The sequence below is a fragment of the Ottowia massiliensis genome (genome assembly GCF_900240305.1).
GTDB lineage: Bacteria > Pseudomonadota > Gammaproteobacteria > Burkholderiales > Burkholderiaceae_C > Ottowia > Ottowia massiliensis.
Genome location: NZ_LT964854.1, coordinates 2,127,400 through 2,149,330, shown reverse-complemented (window position 1 = coordinate 2,149,330; position 21,931 = coordinate 2,127,400). Strand labels below are relative to the sequence as shown.

Genomic DNA, 21,931 nt, shown 5'->3' with positions numbered 1-21,931 from the left:
CAACGCGCCATGAGCCATTCCGCCCCGCCCGCCAGCGCCCTGCCCGCTGGCACGCTGTTTTTGATGCCCGCGCCGCTGGACTTTGGCTGCGAGCCGCCCGCGCCGCTGGAAGCGGCCTTGCCGCGCCTGGCGATTGAGACCGCCGCGCGCCTGGCTTTCTGGGTGAGCGAAAACGCCCGCTCCACCCGCGCCTTTCTCAAGCGCGTGAACGCCATCGCGCCGCTGGCGCAGCCCTTGCAGGCCGTGCAAATTGCCGAACTGCCGCGCGCCGCCCACAAGCAGGGCGATCACGCAGGCGGCGGCGGTGCGCGGTTTGACGCACGCGCCCTGCTGGCCCCCGCGCTGGCCGGGCATGACATGGCCCTGATCAGCGAAGCAGGCCTGCCCGCCGTGGCCGACCCCGGCAGCTCCATCGTGCGTGCCGCGCATGAAGCGGGCGTGCCCGTGCAGCCGCTGGCCGGCCCCAGCTCGCTGCTGCTGGCGCTGGCCGCCAGCGGGCTGAATGGGCAGAGCTTTGCCTTCAACGGCTACCTGCCGCAGGAAGCGGCGGCGCGCGCGCGGCGCATTCGCGAGCTGGAAGCGCTGGCGCTCAAAACGGGGCAGACCCAGCTTTTCATTGAAACGCCCTACCGCAACGCCGCCTTGCTGCACGCGCTGGCGCACACCTTGCAGCCCGCCACGCGCCTGAGCGTGAGCCAGGGGCTGACGCTGCCTGCGGCCCGCTGCCGCACGCTGCCCGCCAGCGCCTGGCGCCAGCTGGGTGCAGACGCTGCGCCAGGGCGCGAGCCGGCCATCTTCGCCATCGGCCTTTGAGAAAAGCCCGCGCGCCATGAACGACCGCCAACTGCTGCGCTACGCCCGCCATCTGCTGCTGGACGAAATCGGCTTCGAGGGCCAGCAAAAGCTGCTGGATGCGCATGCGCTGGTGCTGGGCGCGGGCGGCCTGGGTTCGCCCGTGGCGCTGTATCTGGCCAGCGCGGGCGTGGGCCGCATCACGCTGGTGGATGACGATGTGGTGGACCTGGGCAACCTCCAGCGCCAAATCCTGCACACCGAAGCGCGCGTGGGCCGGCCCAAGGTGGCCTCCGCCCAGGCCGCGCTGGCCGCGCTCAACCCCGAAGTGCAGGTGCATGCCGTGCCCCGCCGCGCCAACGAGGCCCTGCTGCGCGAGCTGGCCGCGCAGGCCAGCGTGGCCGTGGATTGCAGCGACAACTTCGCCACGCGCCACGCCCTTAACCGCGCCTGCGTGGCGCAGCGCGTGCCGCTGGTGGCGGGCGCGGCCATTGGCTTTGATGGGCAGGTTTCAGTGCACGATTTGCGCCAGCCCGGCGCGCCCTGCTATGCGTGCCTGTACCCGCCCACGCAGACCGTGCCCGAGCGCCGCTGCGCCACCACGGGCGTGTTCGCGCCGCTGGTGGGCATCGTCGGCAGCATTCAGGCCGCTGAAGCCCTCAAGCTGCTGACCGGCGCTGGCCAGAGCCTGGCAGGCCGCCTGCTCATGGTTGATGCCCGCGCCATGCGCTTTACCGAGCTGAGCCTGCCGCGCCACGCGCATTGCGAGGTGTGCGGCGCAGCAGCGGCATGAGAGGCTGTTCCGAGCCGCTTCAGGAGCGCTGATTTTTGCTCCTTGTTTCATAGCATGATGGCCTAGTGGAATCAGCGCAGACGCCAATATTGGCTCCCTTGTATTTGCTTCTGTTTTTGACTCCCGTCGCGCAGACTGGCCAGGATCGCTGCGCTGCCGCCTTGGTTTTCCAGCCGCTTCCAGACTGTTTCGCGCCATCAATAAAGGGAGCGAATAAGAGGGGGCATAAAACCCGTCTTGCGCTGTTTCCACTAGGACGTTATGCTATCAATAAAGAAGCAAAAAAAAGCCGTGGATTCAGGCCCTGCCATTCGCCGCCAGCGCCCTGTCTGTCTCCGTTCGCTGCTTCCGGCAGGCAAGGCATGAACCCGTGGAGCGCCCGGTCAGACCGTCCGGGCCAAAACAGGGGCTGCTGGCATACTCGCCCGCTTTCCCCACGCGTTTTGAAAGCCCGGATTCATGGTTGAGTCTTTTACTTATGAGCAGCTGATCGCCTCTGGAGAAGGGCGGCTGTTCACGCCCGAAAGCGGCCGCTTGCCGCTGCCGCCCATGCTGATGTTTGACCGCATCACGCACATTGACGACGACGGCGGCGCGCACGGCCTGGGGTGCATTCGCGCGGAGCTGGATATCAAACCCGATTTGTGGTTTTTCGCCTGCCACTTCCAGGGCGACCCCGTGATGCCCGGCTGCCTGGGGCTGGATGCCATGTGGCAACTCATCGGCTTTTACCTGACCTGGCTGAAACTGCCGGGGCGCGGGCGCGCGCTGGGCGCGGGCGAAGTCAAGTTCACCGGCGAAGTCGGCCCCGGCGTGAAGCAGGTGGTGTATGAAATCGACATCAAGCGCGTGATCAAGCGCAAGCTGGTCATGGCCATTGGCGACGCGCGCCTGCTGGCCGACGGCAACGAGATTTACACGGCCAGCGATTTGCGCGTGGGCCTGTTCCAGCGCGGTCAGGCCGCAGAACAGGGGTAAGACACATGAGCGCCAGGCAACGGGTCGTCATCACGGGCGCGGGCATCGTCTCGTGCATAGGCAACGACGAGGACAGCGTGGTGGCTTCGCTGCGCGAAGGGCGCAGCGGCATCAGCGCCATGCCCCTGTTTGCCGAAATGGGCCTGCGCAGCCAGGTGGCCGGGCAGCCGCGCATTGACCTGGACGCGCGCATCGACCGCAAATTGCGCCGCTTCATGGGCGATGCCGCCGCCTATGCCTATGTCTCGCTGCAAGACGCCATCGCGCAGGCGGGGCTGACGCCCGCGCAAATTTCGCACCCGCGCACGGGCCTCATCATGGGTTCGGGCGGCGGCTCGCCCACCCACCAGATTGAGGCGGCCGACATCCTGCGCAGCAAGGGCATCCGCCGCGTGGGGCCGTATCAGGTCACGCGCTGCATGGGTTCCACCGTTTCGGCCAACCTGTCCACGGCCTTCGGCATCAAGGGCATCAACTACAGCATCACCTCCGCATGCAGCACCTCGGCGCACTGCGTGGGCGCGGCCGCCCAGCAAATTGCCTGGGGCATGCAGGACGTGATGTTTGCCGGCGGCGGCGAAGAGCTGGGCTGGGGCCTGGCCACGCTGTTTGACGCCATGGGCGCGATGTCGCACAGCTTCAACGCCACGCCCGAAAGCGCCTCACGCCCTTACGACGCGGCGCGCGACGGCTTCGTCATCGCTGGCGGCGGCGGCGCGCTGGTGCTGGAGAGCCTGGCGCACGCCAAAGCGCGCGGCGCGCACATCTTGGCCGAGATCGTGGGCTTTGGCCTTTCTTCGGATGGCCAGGACATGGTCGCGCCTTCCGGTGAAGGCGCCATGCGCTGCATGCGGCAGGCCATTGAAAGCGTGGAAGGCCCCATCGACTACATCAACACCCACGGCACTTCCACCCCCGTGGGCGATGTGCCCGAGCTGCACGCCCTGCGCGCCGTGTTCAGCCCCGACGGCAGCGGCGCAGGCGTGCCGCCTTTTTCATCCACCAAATCGCTCACCGGCCATTCGCAAGGCGCCACGGGCGTGCAGGAAGCCATCTACTGCCTCTACATGCTCAAGCACGGCTTCATCGCCGGCAATATCAACGTGGAAAACCCCGATCCTGCCGCGCACGGGCTGCCGCTGGTTACGGCTTCGCGCCCGGCCAGCCTGCGCACCGTGCTGTCCAACAGCTTTGGCTTCGGCGGCACCAATGCCACGCTGGTTTTGCGCCAGTTTGAGTGAATTCCAGAGAAACGCCAAAAACACGTTATACTCGCCGCTTCACCAAAACGCGGGAATAGCTCAGTTGGTAGAGCGCAACCTTGCCAAGGTTGAGGTCGCGAGTTCGAGCCTCGTTTCCCGCTCCAGGTTATATGCCTGCAAAACCAAACCGGTTTTAGCGGCAAAAAAATGAATTTTGCGGGAATAGCTCAGTTGGTAGAGCGCAACCTTGCCAAGGTTGAGGTCGCGAGTTCGAGCCTCGTTTCCCGCTCCATATAAAAAGAAAAAGGAAGCCAGCGCTTCCTTTTTCTTTTACGCAAAACCCTTCGGCGCGATAGCAAAGCGGTTATGCAACGGATTGCAAATCCGTCTAGCCCGGTTCGACTCCGGGTCGCGCCTCCAGATTGATTGGTTCTTTTCCAGAACACAAGCCGCTCGTCCGCATGGATTGGCGGCTTTTCTTTTGGCAAGCGGCCAATGCGCTCAGGCCGCAGCCGCCAGGCCAGAGCCTCTTTTGCCAGCGCTGCGCTTACCCAATCGCGGCCACGCGCAGGCTGCGCACCATCCAGAAAGGCTTCATGCCAGGATGAGGAAACATTTATGCACAATGATGGACGCTCATTTTCATTTCGTCATCCGCCATGTCTTCCTCTGCTTCTGCGCGCCGCCTGCAACAGGTTGCTGTTTTGCTGGTTGCGCTGGCCTTGGCCGCTATTGCTGTTGCCTTGTATGCCAGCCAGCGTTTCTCCGCCCAGCGGGGGCCTTGGGCGCTGGCCGTTTTGCCTGAACAAATCGTCTGGCTCTCGGTCGATGAGCAACTGTGGCGGCTGAACGCGCACGGCAAGCGCGAAGCCAGCATCGACACCCGGCAGTCTCTGGGCGGCGCCGTGGGCGTGCTGGCAGCCCATCCTTCAGGCCAGCTCGTGGCCTGGGTGCGCCAGCAAACGGCGCTGCACGTGCTGGATGCCCGCAGCGGGCAAGCGCGGCACCGCATCAATCCGCAATGGCCTGCCGATTTGCGCAGCCATGCCGATGAGGCCATCCACCTGGCTTTCGCGCCTGATGGCCGCTTTGCCATTGCCACTGGCGGCGGCCATGCCGTTGTTCTGTTCGATGCCGCCGGCCGCATGCTGGCCCGCACGCCCGCCAACACTTACGTTTTCACCAACGCTCTTTGGTGGGCCGATGGCGATTGGTGGACGACCGATACCAACCGCATGGCGCTCGTGCGGCTGGACGGCGAGACGATGAGCGAAAAAAGCCGGATTCCGCTCACCCAGCGCCAATCCGCCTGGCTTTATCTTGCTGAAGCCGCCGCGCCCTCGCATGGCGCGCCACGCAACGGCCGCCAGCCGCTGGCCACCATTGCGCGCATGTCCAATGGCATGAAATATGGACGGATGAGCGACGTATTCGCAGACGGTTCGCAAGCCGACTACGCCCAGCCTGCCGCGCCCCATATGCTGGCCGCCAAGCTGGGTGAACAGCTGGCGCCTCGCGCCGCCGCCTGGCTGGGCGACCAACTGCTGGTCACGGATGGCGTCAGCCGCGCCGTGCGCGTGTGGGACCGCTACCGCCGCCAGCAGGCGGACTGGGGTGATGCCGCCACGCAGGCAGCGCTGGCGCAAATCAGCGCCAGTCACCAGCGTTGGCACACGCTGTATCTGTCATCGCTGGGCCTGGCGGGCCTGTTGCTGGCAGCCGGCCTGCTGCTATCTAGGCAAGCGGAACGCCTGAAGGCGGCCGCCCGAAAGCTTCCTCCGCCTCTGCCTGCGGTGAGCAAAGGCAGCGCGCCTTTGCAGCGCCCCATGGCCGTCCATCCGCCGCCAGACGCCCGGCGCAGCCCGCAAGCCTGGTCCTCCATCGCTGTCTCGCTGCTCGTGCCTGGCGCGGCCCAATACCAGCAGGGGCGGCGTGGAGCCGCGCTGTTTCTCTTCACGCTATGGCTGCTCCTTTCCCTGCAACTGGCCTGGGTGTTGTGGATGGACTGGGGCGCACGCGCCTCCGTCAGCCGCGCCTTCATATGGCTGTCATGCTGGCTGTGGCTCATGCCCGGGCTGGTTTCCGCTGGAAACGCCTGGCAAATGCGCCAGAAGCAAATGTCCGCACGGGGCGGACGTCACTCTCAAAAACATAGCAACAAATCCAGCCTGCACTAGGACTCAAGGCCGATTTGCCCCAAGGCCGCCCAACCGCTAACCGCCTGCCCTTGGGCAAAATTCCGCCCGCTGGCCCCCTGGCCGATTTCCATTCACTTTCTTTGCTCCATTTCGCTTCCATGATCCTGCGCCACGCCTTCATTCCTGCCCACAACACACGCCTGGCCAATTTGTGCGGTCCGGCAGACGAGCACTTGCGCACCATCGAGGCCGGGCTGCAAGTCAGCATTGCCCACCGCCACGAGCAATTCAAGATTGACGGCCCCAAAAAAAGCGCCGAACGCGCGCTGGCCGTGCTGCAAGCGCTGTATGAAATGGCGGGCAAGCCCCTGCGGCCCGACGCCGTGCAGCTCATGCTGGCCGGCGAAGAAATGCCGCTGTCGCAAGACGCAGACGGCGCGCCCGTGCTCAACACCCGCCGCGCGGGGCTGAAAGCGCGCACGCCCAACCAGAGCGTGTATCTGGAAAACATCGCCAGCCACGACATCACCTTTGGCATTGGCCCCGCTGGCACGGGCAAAACCTTTCTGGCCGTAGCCTGCGCGGTGGATGCGCTGGAGCGCCACGCCGTGCAGCGCATCGTGCTCACCCGCCCTGCCGTGGAAGCGGGCGAGCGCCTGGGCTTTCTGCCAGGCGATCTCACGCAAAAAGTCGATCCGTATCTGCGCCCGCTCTACGACGCGCTTTATGACCTGATGGGCTTTGACCGCGTGCAAAAAGCCTTCGAGCGCAACCAGCTTGAAATTGCCCCGCTGGCCTTCATGCGCGGGCGCACGCTCAATGACGCCTTCGTCATCCTGGACGAAGCGCAGAACACCACGCCCGAGCAGATGAAGATGTTCCTCACCCGCATCGGCTTTGGCGCGCGCGCCGTCATCACGGGCGACATCAGCCAGATAGACCTGCCCAAAGGCGCATCCAGCGGGCTGGTGGACGCCGAACGGGTGCTCAAACGCGTCAAGGGCCTGGCCTTCACGCGCTTTACCTCGGCCGACGTGGTGCGCCACCCGCTCGTGGCCCGCATCGTCGATGCGTATGACGCGCAGCGCAAAAGCAAAGCCGCCCCTGCCAAGGCGCAAGCCGCCGCCCAGGAGCAGGCATAGCCGCGAGCCGCCCCTATGCGCCTTTATCAGTGGGTCCTGACGGCAGCGGCGCTCACGATGTCGCTGCCGCTGGCCTTCTTGCTGCATTCGCAAATCACGCGTGAGCAAACAACCGGCATCGCCGTCATGGCAGGCAGTCTGTTGCTGCTCTGGAGCGTGACCGTGGCCGTCTGGCGCCGCTGGCGCGGGGCCTTCACCGTATCGCTGGCGCTGGCGGCGCTGTTATGGCTGCCGCTATGGCTCATCACCAGCGGACGCATCGCCTTCATGCTCCGGCACGGCGGCATGGACTGCGCCTCATGCCAAGGCTCGCCCATGGTCTTTCTGTTCCACATGGTCATGGAACAGATGTTTTTCGTGCCGCTCACATTCGTGCTGCTTGCTGGCGCGCGCTGCGTCTGGCAATGGCGTCAAACAAGCAAAACGCGCCCTGACACCCAAACGAATCAGGCTTGCGCACATGCCAGCGAGAAAATGCGCGAAATCATTTGAACCACTCTCGCCTCCAGCTGGTTTTTCATGCCTGCACATTCGATTTCTGATTTCGGATCGGATTCGCTCAAATCCATTCTTCACTCCAAACGCGCCTACGCCTACATTTATTAGCCGCATATTGGTCAATGGCGAGCGCGTGGATCTGCAAGCCACAGGCTGCCAGGGTGCGCACCACCCGAGGTCTACCCGCCCTGGAAACAGTTCTACAACACCTTTGCCCGCTGGCGTCAGCGCGGCGTGTGGGATGTGCTGCTGGCGCTGTTGCGCCAGCAGGTGCACGCCAAGGCGGGCAGGCGGTCCAAGCCCAGCAAGGCCATCAATTGACCCCTAGTCGGTCAAGACTGTCACAAAGGAGACAGCACGGTTCGGCACATGGCCAGGCTTCCGGGATAACTTTGAGGATGGTTTTTAGCCGCCGTACACCGGAAAAGCGCGGGTCAGCTCGGCCACTTTGGCGCGCACGGCGGCCAGGTTGGCTTCGTCGCGCGGGTTGTCGAGCACGTCGGCCACCAGGTGGGCGGTGGCGCGCGCTTGTTCTTCCTTGAAGCCGCGCGTGGTCATGGCGGGTGTGCCGATGCGCACGCCGCTGGTGATCATGGGCTTTTCGGGGTCGTTGGGGATGGCGTTTTTGTTGATGGTCATGTGGGCGGCGCCCAGCACGGCTTCGGCTTCTTTGCCGGTGATGCCTTTGGCGCGCAAATCGACCAGCATCACGTGGCTTTGCGTGCCGCCGCTGACGATGCGCAGGCCGCGCTGCGTGAGTGTTTCGGCCACCACTTGCGCGTTTTTCTTGACCTGCTCGGCGTACTGCCTGAATTCGGGCGAGAGCGCTTCCTTGAAAGCCACGGCCTTGGCAGCGATCACGTGCATGAGCGGCCCGCCTTGCAGGCCGGGGAAGACGGCGCTGTTGATGGCTTTTTCATGTTCGGCTTTCATGAGGATGAAGCCCGAGCGCGGGCCGCGCAGGCTTTTGTGCGTGGTGCTGGTCACCACATCGGCGTGCGGCACGGGATTGGGGTATTGGCCGCCGGCAATCAGGCCCGCGTAGTGCGCCATGTCCACCATGAAGATGGCGCCCACTTCCTTGGCCACGCGGGCAAAGCGCGCCCAGTCGATTTCCAGGCTGTAGGCGCTGGCGCCGGCCACGATGAGTTTGGGCTTGTGCTCGCGCGCTTTGCGCTCCATGGCGTCGTAGTCGATTTCTTCCTTTTCATTCAGGCCGTAGGAAATCACGTTGAACCATTTGCCGCTCATGTTCAGCGCCATGCCGTGCGTCAGGTGCCCGCCTTCGGCCAGGCTCATGCCCATGATGGTGTCGCCAGGCTTGAGAAAGGCCAGAAAGACGGCTTCATTGGCGCTGGCGCCGCAATGCGGCTGCACGTTGGCTGCTTCGGCGCCAAAGAGTTTTTTCACGCGGTCGATGGCCAGCTGCTCCACCACGTCCACAAATTCGCAGCCACCGTAGTAGCGCCGGCCGGGGTAGCCCTCGGCATATTTGTTGGTCAGCTGCGTGCCGGCGGCTTGCAGCACGGCGGGCGAGGCGTAGTTTTCGCTGGCGATCAGCTCGATGTGGTCTTCCTGGCGCTGGTTTTCGGCCTCAATGGCGGCCCAGACTTCGGAATCGGTTTGCGCGATGAGATTGCGGCGGTCGTACATAGGAATGCAGGGTGGTTGGACGGGTCGTTCAGGCCCCGTGGCGGGGCCGCCCAGGCGAGCGGCGAAAACGGCGGCGCGCTTCCCCGTGGTGTCCACGTCGGCCTCCAAAACCGGTTCTGACTGTGAACCGGCTTTTTGGCGGCTTCATCGCCAGTCGCGCGCGGCGGCGAGTGTAGCGATTGGGTATGCGGCGGCTGGCGCACTGGCTGGTGCAGTCTCGCGGCAAGGCAGGGCCTGCATGCGCTGGCGCAGCTCCTGCCGCCGGAACTGCCACCACAGGCCCGCCGGACCGCGCTGCATGGGCAGGAGAAAAGCCTGACCGGCAGCGCAAGGCAGTGCGCTGGCGCTTTCTTCCCATAGCTTCAATGGCCCGCCAGGCACGGCTGCCTGCAATTGGCGCAGTCCACTGGCGGGCTGCACGGCGATGGTGACCGTCACAGGCTGCATCGCCGCCAGCCAGCTGGTGAGCAAGATGGGCGCTGCCCACCCGCACAGGGCCAGCATGCCGTCCGTGGTCAATGCCAGAAGGCATTGCCAGGCGCGAAAGCGCAGCCTGAACAGCCAAGCCCCCCGGTCAGAGTTTTGCGGCTCGCACAGCAGCCAGATGAAGGCGGGCGGCCCTGTTACCGCCAAAGCCAGAGCAAACAGCGCAGTGCCAGACCAGGAGCCTGCCGGCCAGATCAGGGTGTGCGGCGCCAAGGCTGCGGGCAGCAGTGGCGTGCCGCTGGCCAGCAGCAGCGCGGAAGCCGCCGCGAGACAGCGTGTGCGAGGCGAATCCAGCAATTGCTCTGGCGCTGCGTGGCGCAGCAAGTCTTGCAGCGGCGGCAGGGCCACGCCCCGCGCAGCCAGCGCCTGCGTCAGCGGCAGGGCTTGCAGATGGGCCTGCCACTGGCGCAGGCGGCTGGGGCTGCTCCAGTCCGTCAGGCCATTGGACGGCGAGCCGGTTTGCAGCGCAGGCGCGGGCCGTCCTGCGGGCTGCCACACCTCTAGCGTGAGCCTTTGCCAGCCTGATGGAGTGCGCACGCGCAGGCAGGTCGGGGGCGGCGCGGCGGCGCTGGAGAAGATGACCTCATTCCAGCGCCACTGCGCCTTGCCGCTGCGCAGATCGTCCAGGCTGACCGACCAGCTCGTGCTCATCCCCAGCCAGGCGGCCTGGCGCGGCAGGCCCGTTTCCACCCGCAAGGTTTGCTCATCCAGCCACAGGCGCCCATCGGCGGATTGGCGCATGCAGCGCCAGACCATCAAACCCCATATCAGCAACAGCGCCAGCAGCGGTGCGAGCCACCACTCCTCGCGCCATCTCATGTGCGCGATGACGATGACGATTGCCACCATGCCCGCCAGCAGCGCGCCATAAATGACATATGCCAGCCGCATCATCCCCAGAGTCAGCTGATCCAGCCGGCTGGGCAGCGGCGCGGGCGGGATGCGCCATTCAAAACAGGCGCGGTTCATGAAACGGTTCTTTCATGGAAGCACATCAAAGAAAGGAGCAAATTTGATGGGTCTGAAATGGCGATTGCGCCCGTTTGGCGGGGAGGTATCGCTATGAACAAAGGAGCGAAATTCATCATTTCCCTGCCGTTTCATTGCCAGGCCAATCCGCTTTTTGTAGCGCAAATGAAAACGGCCGGGCGGCCCGCGCACAAAAAATACCTGGCGGCTTGAAATGAAAACGCCTGTCATCTGACAATCGCGCCTTTTTGAGCAAAAGGAAACAGAGCATGAGCAAGACATGGCATTTGCGCGCCGTGGCAGGCGCAGCCGCGCTGCTGGCGGCGCAAGGCGCGCTGGCGCAAGCGGGGCAAACGGCACAAAACGCAGCCGATGACAAAACGCCCACCCTGCAAGAGGTGAAAGTGGTCGATACCGCCGAGCAGGCCTGGAAGCAGGCGCCGGGCGTATCCACCATCACGCGGCAAGACTTGCAAACGCCCCCGGCGGGCGACTTGGCCGAAGTGGTGCGCAAGCAGCCGGGCGTGAACCTCACGGGCAACTCCACCAGCGGCCAGCGCGGCAACAACCGGCAGATTGACCTGCGCGGCATGGGGCCGGAAAACACGCTCATCCTGATTGACGGCAAGCCCGTGCACAGCCGCAACTCGGTGCGCTACGGCTGGCGCGGCGAGCGCGACACGCGCGGCGACATGAACTGGGTGCCCGCCGATGCCGTGGAAAAAATCGAAGTGCTGCGCGGCCCCGCCGCCGCCCGCTACGGCAGCGGCGCAGCCGGCGGCGTGGTGAACATCGTCACCAAACCCATACCCGACAAGCTGGGCGGCAGCGCCAGCGTGTACTACCAGCGCCCGCAAGACTCGCGCGATGGCGGCTCCAAGCGCGCCAGCGTCAGCCTGGCCGGCCCCATCTCGCCCATGCTGGGCTTTCGCGTGAACGCCAACATCGCCAAAACCGGCTCCGACGCCTGGGACATCAACCGGGGCCACGCCTCCACCCGCACGGGCATCTTCCGGGGCACCTTCCCCGCCGGGCGCGAAGGCGTGCGCAACCGCGACGTGGCCGGCCGCCTGTCACTCAAGCCCTCGGAGCGCCACACCATTGACCTGGACGCCTCCTTCAGCCGCCAGGGCAACATCTACACGGGCGACACGCAAAACACCAACAACTTCACCACCGACGCGCGCGGCCGCCTGGTGGCCACCTCGCAGCGCGTGCTGGACGCCATCGGCTCCGAAACCAACCGCATGTACCGCAGCGCTTTTGCCCTCACGCACAAAGGGCGCTACGACTTCGGCAGCTCGCAAGCCTGGCTGCAATACGAAAGCACGCGCAACACCCGCATGGACGAAGGGCTGGCCGGCGGCACCGAAGGGCTGTTTTCCAGCAACCACTTCAGCACCGCCAAACTGGAAGCCATTACCGCCCACGGCGAAGCCAGCATGCGCGGCCGCTGGGGCAGCCTGGCCCACATGATGACCGTGGGCGCGGAATGGGCGCACCAGAAATTCAGCGACCCCAACTCCATGTCGCAAGCCGCCACCGAAGGCGGGCGCGTGCCCGGCATCGCCGTCCGGGCGCGCAGCAGCGAAATCAGCGCGCGCATCGCCTCCGTGTTCGTTGAAGACAACATCGAACTCACCCGCGCCACCCTCATCACCCCCGGCCTGCGGCTGGACCACCACAGCAAGGCAGGCGGCAACGTCAGCCCCTCGCTCAACCTCTCGCACTACTTCACAGACCGCCTCACGCTCAAAGCCGGCGTGGCTCGCGCCTACAAAGCGCCCAACCTCTACCAGCTCAACCCCAACTACCTGCTCTACAGCCGGGGCATCGGCTGCTGGGGCGGCCACGGCTCGTGCTACCTGCAAGGCAACCCCGACCTGAAGGCCGAAACCAGCATCAACAAAGAGCTGGGCATCGAATACACGGACGACACCGTCCAGGCCGGCGCCACCCTGTTCCACAACGACTACCGCAACAAAATCGAAGCGGGCCACGACATCGTGGGCAACGCCACCGGCGGCACGGGCCCGTACGCCAACTCCGAAATCTTCCGCTGGAGCAACACGCCCAAAGCCGTCATCTCCGGCCTGGAAGGCACCTTCAGCTACCGCTTCAGCCCCGCGCTGACTTGGCGCAACAACTTCACCTGGATGCTGCAAAGCAAAAACAAGCTCACCGACGAGCAGCTGTCCATCATCCCGAAATACACCCTCAACTCGCGCCTGGACTACAAGGCCCTGCCCGCGCTGGATGTGTTTGCCGCCGTCACCTTCTATGGCCGCCAAAAGCCCAACAAATACGACTACCAGGGCCTGCCGCTCACCGGCGAAGAAACCCGCAGCCTCAAGCCCTACGGCCTGGTCAATGTGGGCGGGCAATACGCCTTCACGCCCGATATTGCCCTCTCGTTCGGCATCAACAACCTGTTTGACAAGCGCCTCTACCGCATGGGCAACGCCATCGGCGTGAACCGCCCGCGCACCATCTACGGCGCAGGCGCGGCCACCTACAACGAGCCGGGCCGCTCGTTCTACGTGGGCCTGTCGGCGCGCTTTTGAGAGCCTGTTCAGAGCCTGGCCGCAAGGGGCAAACCGCAGACGGATTTGCCTGTGACCCCGCGAAAATTTGCAAGGCCACAGACCGCCAGCCTCTCGAACAAAACCTTCCGGCAAGCCGCCGCATCCCTTGGCAGGAAGCGGCGGCTTTCTTCTGCCTCCTGAACGCCAGCATGGCCTGCGTTTCACCGGATCAGCCGCCGCATCACATCAAAAACAAGAGCGAATTCGAGTGCACGAAAAATAGCATCTGCGCCCATTCCACTAGGACATCACGCTATGAATCAAGGAGCGAATCAAGGCTTGTTTCCCGCTTCGCCATCGCCGTGCGGGCTGCTTTGCATGGGTGCCGGGTAGCGTCAAAAAACGAATGCCTGGCGCGCGCGGGCAAATCCGTCTTGACTGGAGGGGGGGGCGGTATGCCTGCCCGCCCCTTGCGGCCAGGTGATGAAGGCCAGAAGGCATCAAAAACAAGAGCGAATGCAAGGGGTAGAAAAGTGGCTTTTGCGCTCATTTCACTAGGACCTATCGCTATGGATTCAAGAGCATAAAACTCGCATCTCCACGAAGCGCCCGCCACTTGCGTCAGGTATTTCAGACCCGATCCGCAGCCATTTCCTGTTCTTTCTCAGAGCCTGTTCTCCAATCAAGCCAAGCGTCGAAAGCTGGTGATCTTGACGAATGCATCAACCGATGCATCGCCAAGCGCAGCGTCCTTGCTCAGTCAGGCCAAAGACCTTTCAGCAGTCCAGTGCTTGGGCGGTGCCTTGATGCCGTGCCGCTTATGGCGTCTGATCACTTGCACATTCTCCAGCCGCCCAGTCCACGGCCGCGTCGAACAAACGCAGGCCGGCTTCGGAGAGGTTGGTGAAGCTGGCGTTGTCCAGAAAGAACATGACGCGCCGGGCCGGGGCCAGGGATTCGTAGTCCATAGTCGCACCTTTTTCGTAGCCGAAGATGGCCGCTTTTTCCGGCTGACCGTAGAGCGTGGCGATGGTGATCGCGCCCAGGCCCGGCTGGCCCCAGCTCATGGGGGCCTGCTTCGCATAGACATTGGCCGCACCCGCTGGCAGGCCGGCCGACATGGGATGCGGCGCGTGCGCCAGCCACAGATAGCGCTCCTTGGGCGCTTCGCCGTAGTCCGTGCCGCTGCGCTTGCCGGTCATGGCCAGGTCGTCGAGCAAGTCGTTTTCCCAGGTCAGCAGCGGAGCAGCAAGCTGCCGCCAGCCGGGGTGGACGTTTTTGGCCGCCACGGTGGAGGAGATGATGACCAGCGCCATGCCTTGCGCGTCTTGCGGCGGGCAGCAAGGTCAGGGCAGCGAGGGCGGCCAGATGGTGTCGGCGTGTGGTCGTGAGGCGAAAAGCGCCAGGCGCAAGACGATGGAGGGGGCAAGGGCAGGCTTGCGGGAGCGGTTCAAAGTCTGCCTGTGAACGGGTTATGAAGCCGCTGGTTATCCGCTATTGGTTTGATAGCTTCAAGTCCCTTGAAATTGGGCGGAAGGGACGTTTTCAGGGGCCTGAATTTGCTCCCGGAAAAGGAGTGAAACGCGCACAGCCCGGGCCGGTTCCGGCTTGCGCGTTTCACGCCTGCGAGCCGCTTTGAGCAGCTTCAGAACTCGAACCCTGCCGTGAGCGACACCTGGCGCGCGTCGCCCAGGGCCAGGCCGAATTCGTTCACGCTGGAGGTGTAGTAGGTGCGGTCAAACAGGTTTTTCACGTTCAGCTGGAACTTGACTTTGCGGCCCTGAATGGGCGTTTCATACGTGGCAAACAGGTTGGCCACGGTGTAGGAAGGCAGCCAGAAGGTGTTGGCCGAGTCGCCCGCGCGCTTGCCCGCGTAGCGCACGCCCGCGCCCAGGCGCAGCTGGCCTTGTCCCCAGAGCTGGCCGGCGTTGTAGACGGCGTTGGCCGAGGCGGTGACGTGGGCGGCGTTCCACAAACGGTTGCCCTGGAATTTGGGGTCGCGGGTGGTTTTGGCGTCAATCAGCGCCAGGCTGCCAATGAAGCTCCAGCGCGGGTTGATTTCGCCGGCCACGTCCAGCTCGATGCCGCGCGAGCGGGCCGCGCCGGAGGTGCGCCATTCGGTCAAGCCCGTGTTCTGGTTGAACTGCGAGACGAGCACGCTTTTCTTGCGGATGTCAAAAAGCGCCAGCGTGCCGGTCAGGCCGCCCGCGCTTTCGTATTTGGCGCCCACTTCCCAGGACTTGCCGCTTTCGGGCTTGACGCTGGAGTCAATCAGCCCGCTGGAGTGCGGGGCGATGGTGGAGATGGGTTTGAGCGACTGGCTGTAGCTGGCGTAGAGCGAGACGGCGGGCGTGAGCTTGTAGACCACGCCCAGGCGGGGCAGCCATTTGCCGTCGCGGGTGTTGGTGTTGAGCTTGAAGGGGCGGCCCCGGCCCGCGCGCTGCGCCCAGTGCAGATAGCGCGCGCCGGCGGTGACGATCCACTGGCGGTTCAGGTGGATGGCGTCCTGAAAGAAAAGCGAGTGGTTGTGCAGCAGGTCGCGCTGGTCGCTGTCGCCAGCCACAACGGTTGTGCCCGGCCGCACGCGGCCATACACAGGGTTGAGGTAGCTGAAAGCGTTGTCCACGCCGCCGCGAATCATGTCGGCGCGGTAAATCTTGCGGTATTCGGCGTCCATGCCGAATTGCATGTCGTGCTGCATGCCGCCCAGTTTGGTGCTGCCGTCGATGTAGGCGGTGCCGTAGCTGTCGGCGCTGAGCGCGCCCCGGGTGCCGTCGGCGCGGCGGCGCAGCAGGCCGGTGGCGGTGTTGATGCCCATCAGGCGCAGCTGGTTGGCGTCATACGTTTCGCGGTTGTAGCTCAGGCTCACGTGGCCCGACCAGCCGGGCGTGATGCGGTGATCCAGCGAGAACTGCGCCAGGTGGCTCTTGCCCTTCATCTGGTTGAACGGCTCGTCCAGGCGGCGCGTGGCGGGAATGTCCAGCGGCTTGTTCGTGCGCGGATCCAGCGCGGTGCCACGGTCAAACGGCACGTTGTAGTCACGGAATTCGTACCAGAGCACGGCTTGCGTGTCGCGCCCGTACCAGGCCAGCGAAGGGGCCAGCAGCACGTCACGCCGCTTGCCGAAGTTGCGCCAGTAATCTTCATTCGTGTAGTCGGCCACCAGGCGCCAGGCCAGGCCGCTGTCGGCCACGGGGCCGGTGGCATCCAGCAGCAGCCCCGCGCCGTTGCGGCCGCGCCCGTAGCTGGAGCCGGTCACGCTCAGGGCCGTGCGCGGCTGCATTTGGGGCTTTTTGCTCACCACGTTCACCACGCCGCCCGGATCCATGATGCCGTAGAACATGGAAGACGGCCCTTTGAGCACCACCACGCTTTCGGCGGCGGCGTTCATGCCACGGCCCTGCACCAGCGGCATGCCGTTGTGCATGATGGAGCCGTCGCGGTTGCCGCCAAAGCCGCGCTTGAGGATGGTGTCTTGCGTGCCCGCCAGCGTGTTGCCTTGCGTGATGCCGCTGACGTTCATCAGCGCATCGTCCATGTAGCGCGGGCGCTGGTCGCGCAGCACCTGAGCAGAGACGGCGTTGGTCACTTGCGGCACTTCCAGCGCGGGGGCCAGCGAGCGCAGCGTGGACGCATCGGGCACGGGCTGGTAGCTGCTTTCATGCTCCACCGGCACGGGCGCGGCGCGCCCCACCACCGTGACAGCGCCCAGCGTGCCGGCGCTGCCGCTGCCCGCTGCGTCGCCAGCGGTGACCTCCTCGTCCGCGTCGTCACTTTGAAGCGCGGAAGCGTCAAAAGCGGCCGCAGCCGTTTGCACATAAGCCAGCGCGGGCAGCAAAACAATGGCCGCGCAAATGCCGCGCAGCGCAAATCCAGGCGAATGGAATAAAGCCATGATGAATGCGAAGAAATGAAATCGATGAAATTGAAAAACGCCGCCCGCGCAAGGTCTGGCGGCGGGCAGCGGCGCACGAAGCACAGGTATTTTCATTCGCATTGCATTTTTTTGCCCTTCACGATGAGATGACACAAATGCAAGCTGCGGCATCGCCGCGCAGGCAAACGTCAGGCTTATCTGAAAGCGGTGTTCGTGCGCTCAGCGCTGAACCTCTGAACAGGCTTTCAGGACGGCCTTTTTTTCTTGAACTTTCAAAGCGCAAGAGCAATGCCCGCAGCATGAAGATGAAGCGGCTCCGCGCTCATTCTTTGCCTGGCTTTTGCGCTGGCCAGGCGTCAGACGCCGCCTGCTCCCGTTCCGCCCACGCGGCCAGTCTGCTTTTCGTCTGGCGCAGGCGCTTGGGTTGTCAAAAAACAGGAGCAAATCAAAGGGCCATGAAACGGCGTTTGCGCAGTTTCTTCTAGGACCTCATGCTATTGTTTCAGGAGCTGATCTGGCTCGCTTTCTGGTTTTGGCAGGCATAAAAAAAGCACCGCGCGGAGGCGGTGCTTTCATTGACGGCGGTGCCGCGGGGTTTACAGCGCTTTCACCAGTTCGGGCACGGCTTCAAAGAGGTCGGCCACCAGGCCGTAGTCGGCCACGCTGAAGATGGGGGCGTCCGGGTCTTTGTTGATGGCCACGATGACGCGGCTGCCGCTCATGCCAGCCACGTGCTGGATGGCGCCGGAAATGCCCACGGCCACGTACAGCTGCGGGGCGACGATCTTGCCCGTCTGGCCCACTTGCAGGTCATTGGGGGCGTAGCCTGCATCCACGGCGGCGCGGCTGGCGCCGATGGCGGCGCCCAGCTTGTCGGCCAGCGGAGTGAGCACGGACTGGAACTGCTCGGCGCTGCCCAGCGCGCGGCCGCCGGAGACAACGACCTTGGCGGCGGTCAGATCGGGCCGGTCGCTCTTGGCCAGCTCCTGGCCGACGAAGCGGCTCTTGCCGCTGGCGGCCACGGCGGGCACGCTTTCCACGGCGGCGCTGCCGCCCGTGGCGGCTGCGGCGTCAAAAGCCGTGGTGCGCACGGTGATGACTTTCACCGCATCGCCGCTTTGCACGGTGGCAATGGCGTTGCCCGCGTAGATGGGGCGCTCGAAGGTGTCGGCGCTGTCCACCTTGGTGATGTCGCTGATTTGCGAAACATCCAGCTTGGCGGCCACGCGCGGCGCAGTGTTTTTGCCGCTGGCGGTGGCGGGAAAGAGGATGTGGCTGTAGCCGCCAGCCACAGCCAGCACTTGCGCGGCCAGGTCTTCGGCCAGGCCATGCTCCAAGGCCGGGCCATCGGCATGCAGCACTTTGGCGACGCCGGCCACTTGCGCGGCGGCTTGCGCGGCAGCGGCGGCGTTGTGGCCTGCGATGAGCACATGCACATCGCCGCCGCATTGGCGGGCGGCCGTGACGGCGTGCAGCGTGGCGGGCTTGAGGGAGGCGTTGTCGTGTTCGGCGATAACGAGGGCGGTCATGACGATTCCTTTCTCCTTGTCAGATCACTTTGGCTTCGTTCTTGAGCTTGCTGACCAGCTCGGCCACATCGGCCACTTTCACGCCGGCGCTGCGGGCGGGCGGCTCGGCCACCTTCAGGGTTTTCAGGCGTGCGGCCACGTCCACGCCCAGGTCTTGCGGCGTGATGGTTTCCAGCGGCTTTTTCTTGGCCTTCATGATGTTGGGCAAGGTGACGTAGCGCGGCTCGTTCAGGCGCAAGTCAGCCGTGACGACGGCGGGCAGTGCCACCGAGATGGTTTGCAGGCCGCCGTCCACTTCACGCGTGGCTTGCAGCTGCTGATCCTTCACTTCCAGCTTGCTGGCAAAAGCGGCTTGCGGCCAGTCGGCCAAGGCGGCCAGCATCTGGCCCGTCTGGTTGGCATCGTCGTCAATGGCCTGCTTGCCCAGCAGCACGATTTGCGGCTGCTCCTTGTCCACCACGGCCTTGAGCAGCTTGGCGACGGCCAGCGGCTGCAATTCGGCGTCGGTCTGCACCAAAATGGCGCGGTCGGCGCCAATGGCCAGCGCGGTGCGCAGGGTTTCCTGGTTTTGCGCCACGCCGCAAGAGACGGCGACAACTTCTGTCACCACGCCTTTTTCCTTCAGACGCACCGCCTCCTCCACGGCGATTTCGTCAAAGGGGTTCATGCTCATCTTGACGTTGGCGGTTTCCACCCCGCTTTGGTCGCTTTTGACGCGAACCTTCACGTTGTAGTCCACCACGCGCTTGACGGCGACAAGTGCTTTCATGCTGCTTTCTCCTTAGGTGACTGATGAGAACGATGTGATGCAAACAATTTTATTCGGCAGGTGTTACGTTTTAACCGTATGAGCGGCAGGCTCAGGGTTATCCCTAGGGCGCTTGAATGCCTGCGAACGGGGCTGCGCGGCGGCGGGCTTCAGGCGGTGTTTTCAGCCGCCAGACGGCGAAACGCGAGCCTGTGGGCAGTGTCTGGTTCAGCTCCTTGATTGATAGCGCCATCGTGAGCTTCCACTAGGACATCAGGCTGTTTTCAGGCCGTAAATTTGCTCCTTTTTCTGATGCTGTCTCGCATGTCTTTCGTCTGCGAGGGCCGCCCGCATGGCGGGCTGCGTGGCAGGGGAGAAAACTAGAATTCGCGCTTTTGCCGCCTCTGCATTGCCTCATGAGTTCTTCTCTGTTGCCCCGGATCGTTGAGCGCGTGGATCGCCTGTTGGCGCGATACGCCCAGTTACGCAGCGCCAATGCCTTGCTCAAGCTGCAAGTGCAGGCGCTCACGCAGGAGCGTGACAGTCTTCAGTCACGCCTGACAGCGGCGCGGTCGCGCAATGAAGAGCTTCTGAGTCATCTGGCCCGGCTGGGGCAGGAGGCGCCGCGATGAAGCAGCCGGTGACCGCGCCTGCCGCGCAGACTGAAGTGCAAATCATGGGGGAGAGCTACGTGCTGGCCTGCCCGGCGGGCAGTGAAAGGCGCCTGGCCGAGGCCGTGGCCCGCGTGGATGAAGCCATGTGCCAGATTCGCAGCAGCGGCAAGCTGCGCGCCCGTGAGCGTATTGCGGTGCTGGCGGCCCTCAATCTGGTGTTTGACCGCGATACGGCTGCGCCAGCCAAGGCGGCGCGGCCTGCCGCTGCGCCTGAAGCGCCCGCTTCAGGCGAGGGTCTGCCCGCCAGCGATGAGGCTGCGCTGGCAGCCTTGTTGCAGCGGCTGGATGAAGCCTTGGCGGACGATGGCGCAGAGGAATGAACGCATGGCCCGCGCTGCTTTGGCTGTCTGAAGCAGATTTGTCTGGGCGGCGGAAAGGCTGAAGGAGCGATGCGGCGGAGGTGGCGCTTTGCGGCATTGCAAATGCCTTGATAGGCCAGCCCATTCGCGGTTCGCTCCCCCGGGGCAGACTTTGAACGGGTTCCGGCGCATCTGCCAGAAGGGCCGTTTTTTTGCGTTTGATGGCGCAGCCGCTTCCTGACGCTTCCTGAATTTCGCGCTTGAAGAGCCTGGCCGCATCGCGCGTCATCTTGTTTTGTTTCTGTATTTTTTCTGTGCTGGCTTCTGGCTTTTGGCAATCCGCCCTCACTGCTGAACAGGCCAGCGCCTGGCCGCTGTGGCTGCGCGTGAGCGCGGCCGTGTCTGAGCTGGCGGCCTTCTGGCCGCTGCTGCTGGCTTGCATTCCGGCCTTGGCGATTTGCCTGGACCGTGTGGCAGGTGAGCCGCCCATGCGCTGGCACCCCGTGGCGTGGATGGGGCATGCGCTGCTGTGGCTGGGCGTGCGCATTGCGCCGCCTGCCGCATCGGCTTCTTCAGGCGCGGATTGGCCTGCCTTCTGGCGTGGCGCAGCGGCCTGGCTGGCAGGCGCGGGCCTGTTTGCGGGGGCGGCCTGGGGGCTACAAGCCTGGCTGCTCACCCAGCCCGCCTGGCTGGCCACGCTGGCGCTGGCGCTGTGCCTGAAAACCTTGCTGGCCTGGGCCATGCTGCATGACGAGGTGCTGGCGGTTGAAGCCGCCCTGCAAGACGGCCTGCCTGCGGGGCGCGCCCGCCTGGCCCGGCTGGTGAGCCGCGACACGGCGCAGCTCACATCCGGCGAAGTGCGTGAAAGCGCCATCGAGAGCCTGGCTGAAAACCTGAACGACTCGGTCATTGCCCCGCTGCTGTGGTTTGTGCTGCTGGGCCTGCCAGGCGCGGCGCTCTATCGCTTTGCCAATACGGCAGATGCCATGTGGGGCTACCGCGGCGCGCGCGAGCTGGGCGGCGTGGCGCGCCAGTGGGAATGGGCGGGCAAATGGGCCGCCCGTGCAGACGACGCCCTTTCCTGGCTGCCCGCCCGCCTGACGGCCGCGCTGCTATGGCTGGCGGCCGGGCGGCTGGCCTTGCGGCGCGGGCGGGCGCTGGCCGCCTTGCCAGAGCAGGCACGCCAAACCCCGTCGCCCAATAGCGGCTGGCCCATGGCCGCCGTGGCGCTGCTGCTGGGCGTGCGCCTGGGAAAGCCGGGCAGTTACACCCTCAATCCCGCAGGCCGCGCGCCTGAGCCGGTTGATCTGCTGCGCGCCTGCGCCCTGGGTTCGCGCGCCATTTTGGGCGCTGCGCTGCTGGGCAGCTTCGCTCTGATGGCGCTCATCCTGGCGTAGCAGGGGCTGAAAATTTGTTCAGAGTTTGAATCGGCGGCGGCGAACCGGTCAGACGAAACCGCCGTTATCCAAGCGCCACAATGGCAGCCCGGCTTTGCCCGACGCCGGTTTTGACGCAGCGCGAAAGCGGCGCCCGGCTCTGGGCCGCAAAGCGGCCATCAGCCTTGCATGCGCCGCGCGCTGGAATCAAAGAGCCGGATCATCCCCAACAAGATAGGAGCGACTTTCATC

Annotated in this window: 18 protein-coding genes, 3 tRNA genes, 1 pseudogene and 1 riboswitch; of the genes and pseudogenes, 15 read left to right on the top strand and 7 right to left on the bottom strand. The window is 64.7% G+C overall.

The window, feature by feature from the left end:
- The first annotated feature begins 9 nt into the window (after positions 1-9).
- The 10 genes from C1720_RS09630 (at position 10) to C1720_RS09585 (ending at position 7,537) form a co-directional block, all read left to right on the top strand.
- Positions 10-813 (top strand): SAM-dependent methyltransferase, encoded by an 804-nt coding sequence (locus C1720_RS09630; protein WP_102284041.1) that lies wholly within the window; start codon positions 10-12, stop codon positions 811-813.
- 16 nt (positions 814-829) lie between these two features.
- A complete protein-coding gene (locus tag C1720_RS09625) occupies positions 830-1,585 on the top strand; it encodes a HesA/MoeB/ThiF family protein (RefSeq protein ID WP_102284040.1) in 756 nt (251 codons plus the stop codon).
- A 459-nt stretch (positions 1,586-2,044) separates the two neighbouring features.
- A complete protein-coding gene (fabA, locus tag C1720_RS09620) occupies positions 2,045-2,563 on the top strand; it encodes a 3-hydroxyacyl-[acyl-carrier-protein] dehydratase FabA (RefSeq protein WP_050714554.1) in 519 nt (172 codons plus the stop codon).
- Positions 2,564-2,568: 5 nt separating this feature from the next.
- On the top strand, positions 2,569-3,804 hold the full coding sequence (gene fabB, locus C1720_RS09615; protein WP_102284039.1) for a beta-ketoacyl-ACP synthase I: 1,236 nt from the start codon (positions 2,569-2,571) through the stop codon (positions 3,802-3,804).
- Between the two features lie 49 nt (positions 3,805-3,853).
- Positions 3,854-3,929, top strand: a tRNA-Gly gene (locus tag C1720_RS09610).
- A 52-nt stretch (positions 3,930-3,981) separates the two neighbouring features.
- Positions 3,982-4,057 (top strand) — tRNA-Gly (locus tag C1720_RS09605).
- Between the two features lie 54 nt (positions 4,058-4,111).
- Positions 4,112-4,185 (top strand) — tRNA-Cys (locus C1720_RS09600).
- Positions 4,186-4,424: 239 nt separating this feature from the next.
- Entirely contained in the window at positions 4,425-5,942 is a 1,518-nt protein-coding gene (locus C1720_RS09595) for a WD40 repeat domain-containing protein (RefSeq protein ID WP_102284038.1), read from the top strand.
- Between the two features lie 119 nt (positions 5,943-6,061).
- Positions 6,062-7,045: a PhoH family protein gene (locus tag C1720_RS09590; RefSeq protein ID WP_050716341.1), complete on the top strand. Its 984-nt coding sequence runs from the start codon at positions 6,062-6,064 to the stop codon at positions 7,043-7,045.
- Between the two features lie 15 nt (positions 7,046-7,060).
- A complete protein-coding gene (locus C1720_RS09585; RefSeq protein WP_146006968.1) occupies positions 7,061-7,537 on the top strand; it encodes a hypothetical protein in 477 nt (158 codons plus the stop codon).
- Between the two features lie 411 nt (positions 7,538-7,948).
- Here C1720_RS09585 and glyA read toward each other — a convergent pair whose 3' ends face one another.
- From glyA to C1720_RS13130, 3 genes are all read right to left on the bottom strand, one after another.
- On the bottom strand, positions 7,949-9,196 hold the full coding sequence (glyA, locus tag C1720_RS09580) for a serine hydroxymethyltransferase (protein ID WP_102284036.1): 1,248 nt from the start codon (positions 9,194-9,196) through the stop codon (positions 7,949-7,951).
- Positions 9,197-9,237: 41 nt separating this feature from the next.
- Positions 9,238-9,364: riboswitch (ZMP/ZTP riboswitch) on the bottom strand.
- On the bottom strand, positions 9,341-10,651 hold the full coding sequence (locus C1720_RS09575) for a hypothetical protein (protein WP_102284035.1): 1,311 nt from the start codon (positions 10,649-10,651) through the stop codon (positions 9,341-9,343). (Overlaps the previous riboswitch by 24 nt.)
- 12 nt (positions 10,652-10,663) lie before the next feature.
- Positions 10,664-10,882: a hypothetical protein gene (locus tag C1720_RS13130; RefSeq protein WP_146006967.1), complete on the bottom strand. Its 219-nt coding sequence runs from the start codon at positions 10,880-10,882 to the stop codon at positions 10,664-10,666.
- Between the two features lie 38 nt (positions 10,883-10,920).
- On the opposite strand from C1720_RS13130, the gene C1720_RS09570 reads away from it, so the two are divergent.
- Entirely contained in the window at positions 10,921-13,215 is a 2,295-nt protein-coding gene (locus tag C1720_RS09570) for a TonB-dependent siderophore receptor (protein WP_102284034.1), read from the top strand.
- A 779-nt stretch (positions 13,216-13,994) separates the two neighbouring features.
- Here the strand turns inward: C1720_RS09570 and C1720_RS09565 are convergent.
- A pseudogene (locus tag C1720_RS09565) lies at positions 13,995-14,486 on the bottom strand (hypothetical protein); the annotation flags it as partial.
- A 335-nt stretch (positions 14,487-14,821) separates the two neighbouring features.
- Entirely contained in the window at positions 14,822-17,071 is a 2,250-nt protein-coding gene (locus C1720_RS09560) for a TonB-dependent siderophore receptor (RefSeq protein WP_233199906.1), read from the bottom strand.
- Between the two features lie 5 nt (positions 17,072-17,076).
- Here C1720_RS09560 and C1720_RS14290 point away from each other — a divergent pair, with 5 nt between their 5' ends.
- Complete coding sequence (locus C1720_RS14290) at positions 17,077-17,538, top strand: hypothetical protein (RefSeq protein WP_233199904.1); 462 nt, start codon at positions 17,077-17,079, stop codon at positions 17,536-17,538.
- 111 nt (positions 17,539-17,649) lie between these two features.
- On the opposite strand, the gene C1720_RS09555 is transcribed toward C1720_RS14290, so the two are convergent.
- Together C1720_RS09555 and C1720_RS09550 are read right to left on the bottom strand one after the other, a co-directional pair.
- Entirely contained in the window at positions 17,650-18,582 is a 933-nt protein-coding gene (locus C1720_RS09555) for an electron transfer flavoprotein subunit alpha/FixB family protein (protein WP_102284032.1), read from the bottom strand.
- Positions 18,583-18,601: 19 nt separating this feature from the next.
- Positions 18,602-19,351, bottom strand: a complete 750-nt coding sequence (locus C1720_RS09550) for an electron transfer flavoprotein subunit beta/FixA family protein (protein WP_050714563.1) — start codon at positions 19,349-19,351, stop codon at positions 18,602-18,604.
- Positions 19,352-19,746: 395 nt separating this feature from the next.
- On the opposite strand from C1720_RS09550, the gene C1720_RS09545 reads away from it, so the two are divergent.
- From C1720_RS09545 to cbiB, 3 genes are all read left to right on the top strand, one after another.
- Entirely contained in the window at positions 19,747-19,962 is a 216-nt protein-coding gene (locus C1720_RS09545) for a hypothetical protein (protein ID WP_050714564.1), read from the top strand.
- The gene (locus C1720_RS09540; protein ID WP_050714565.1) at positions 19,959-20,324 is read left to right on the top strand and encodes a cell division protein ZapA; all 366 of its coding nucleotides are present in this window, start codon (positions 19,959-19,961) and stop codon (positions 20,322-20,324) included. Before C1720_RS09545 ends, C1720_RS09540 begins: the two co-directional genes overlap by 4 nt.
- Positions 20,325-20,617: 293 nt before the next feature.
- The gene (cbiB, locus tag C1720_RS09535) at positions 20,618-21,700 is read left to right on the top strand and encodes an adenosylcobinamide-phosphate synthase CbiB (protein WP_439650754.1); all 1,083 of its coding nucleotides are present in this window, start codon (positions 20,618-20,620) and stop codon (positions 21,698-21,700) included.
- The last annotated feature ends 231 nt before the right edge of the window (positions 21,701-21,931 follow it).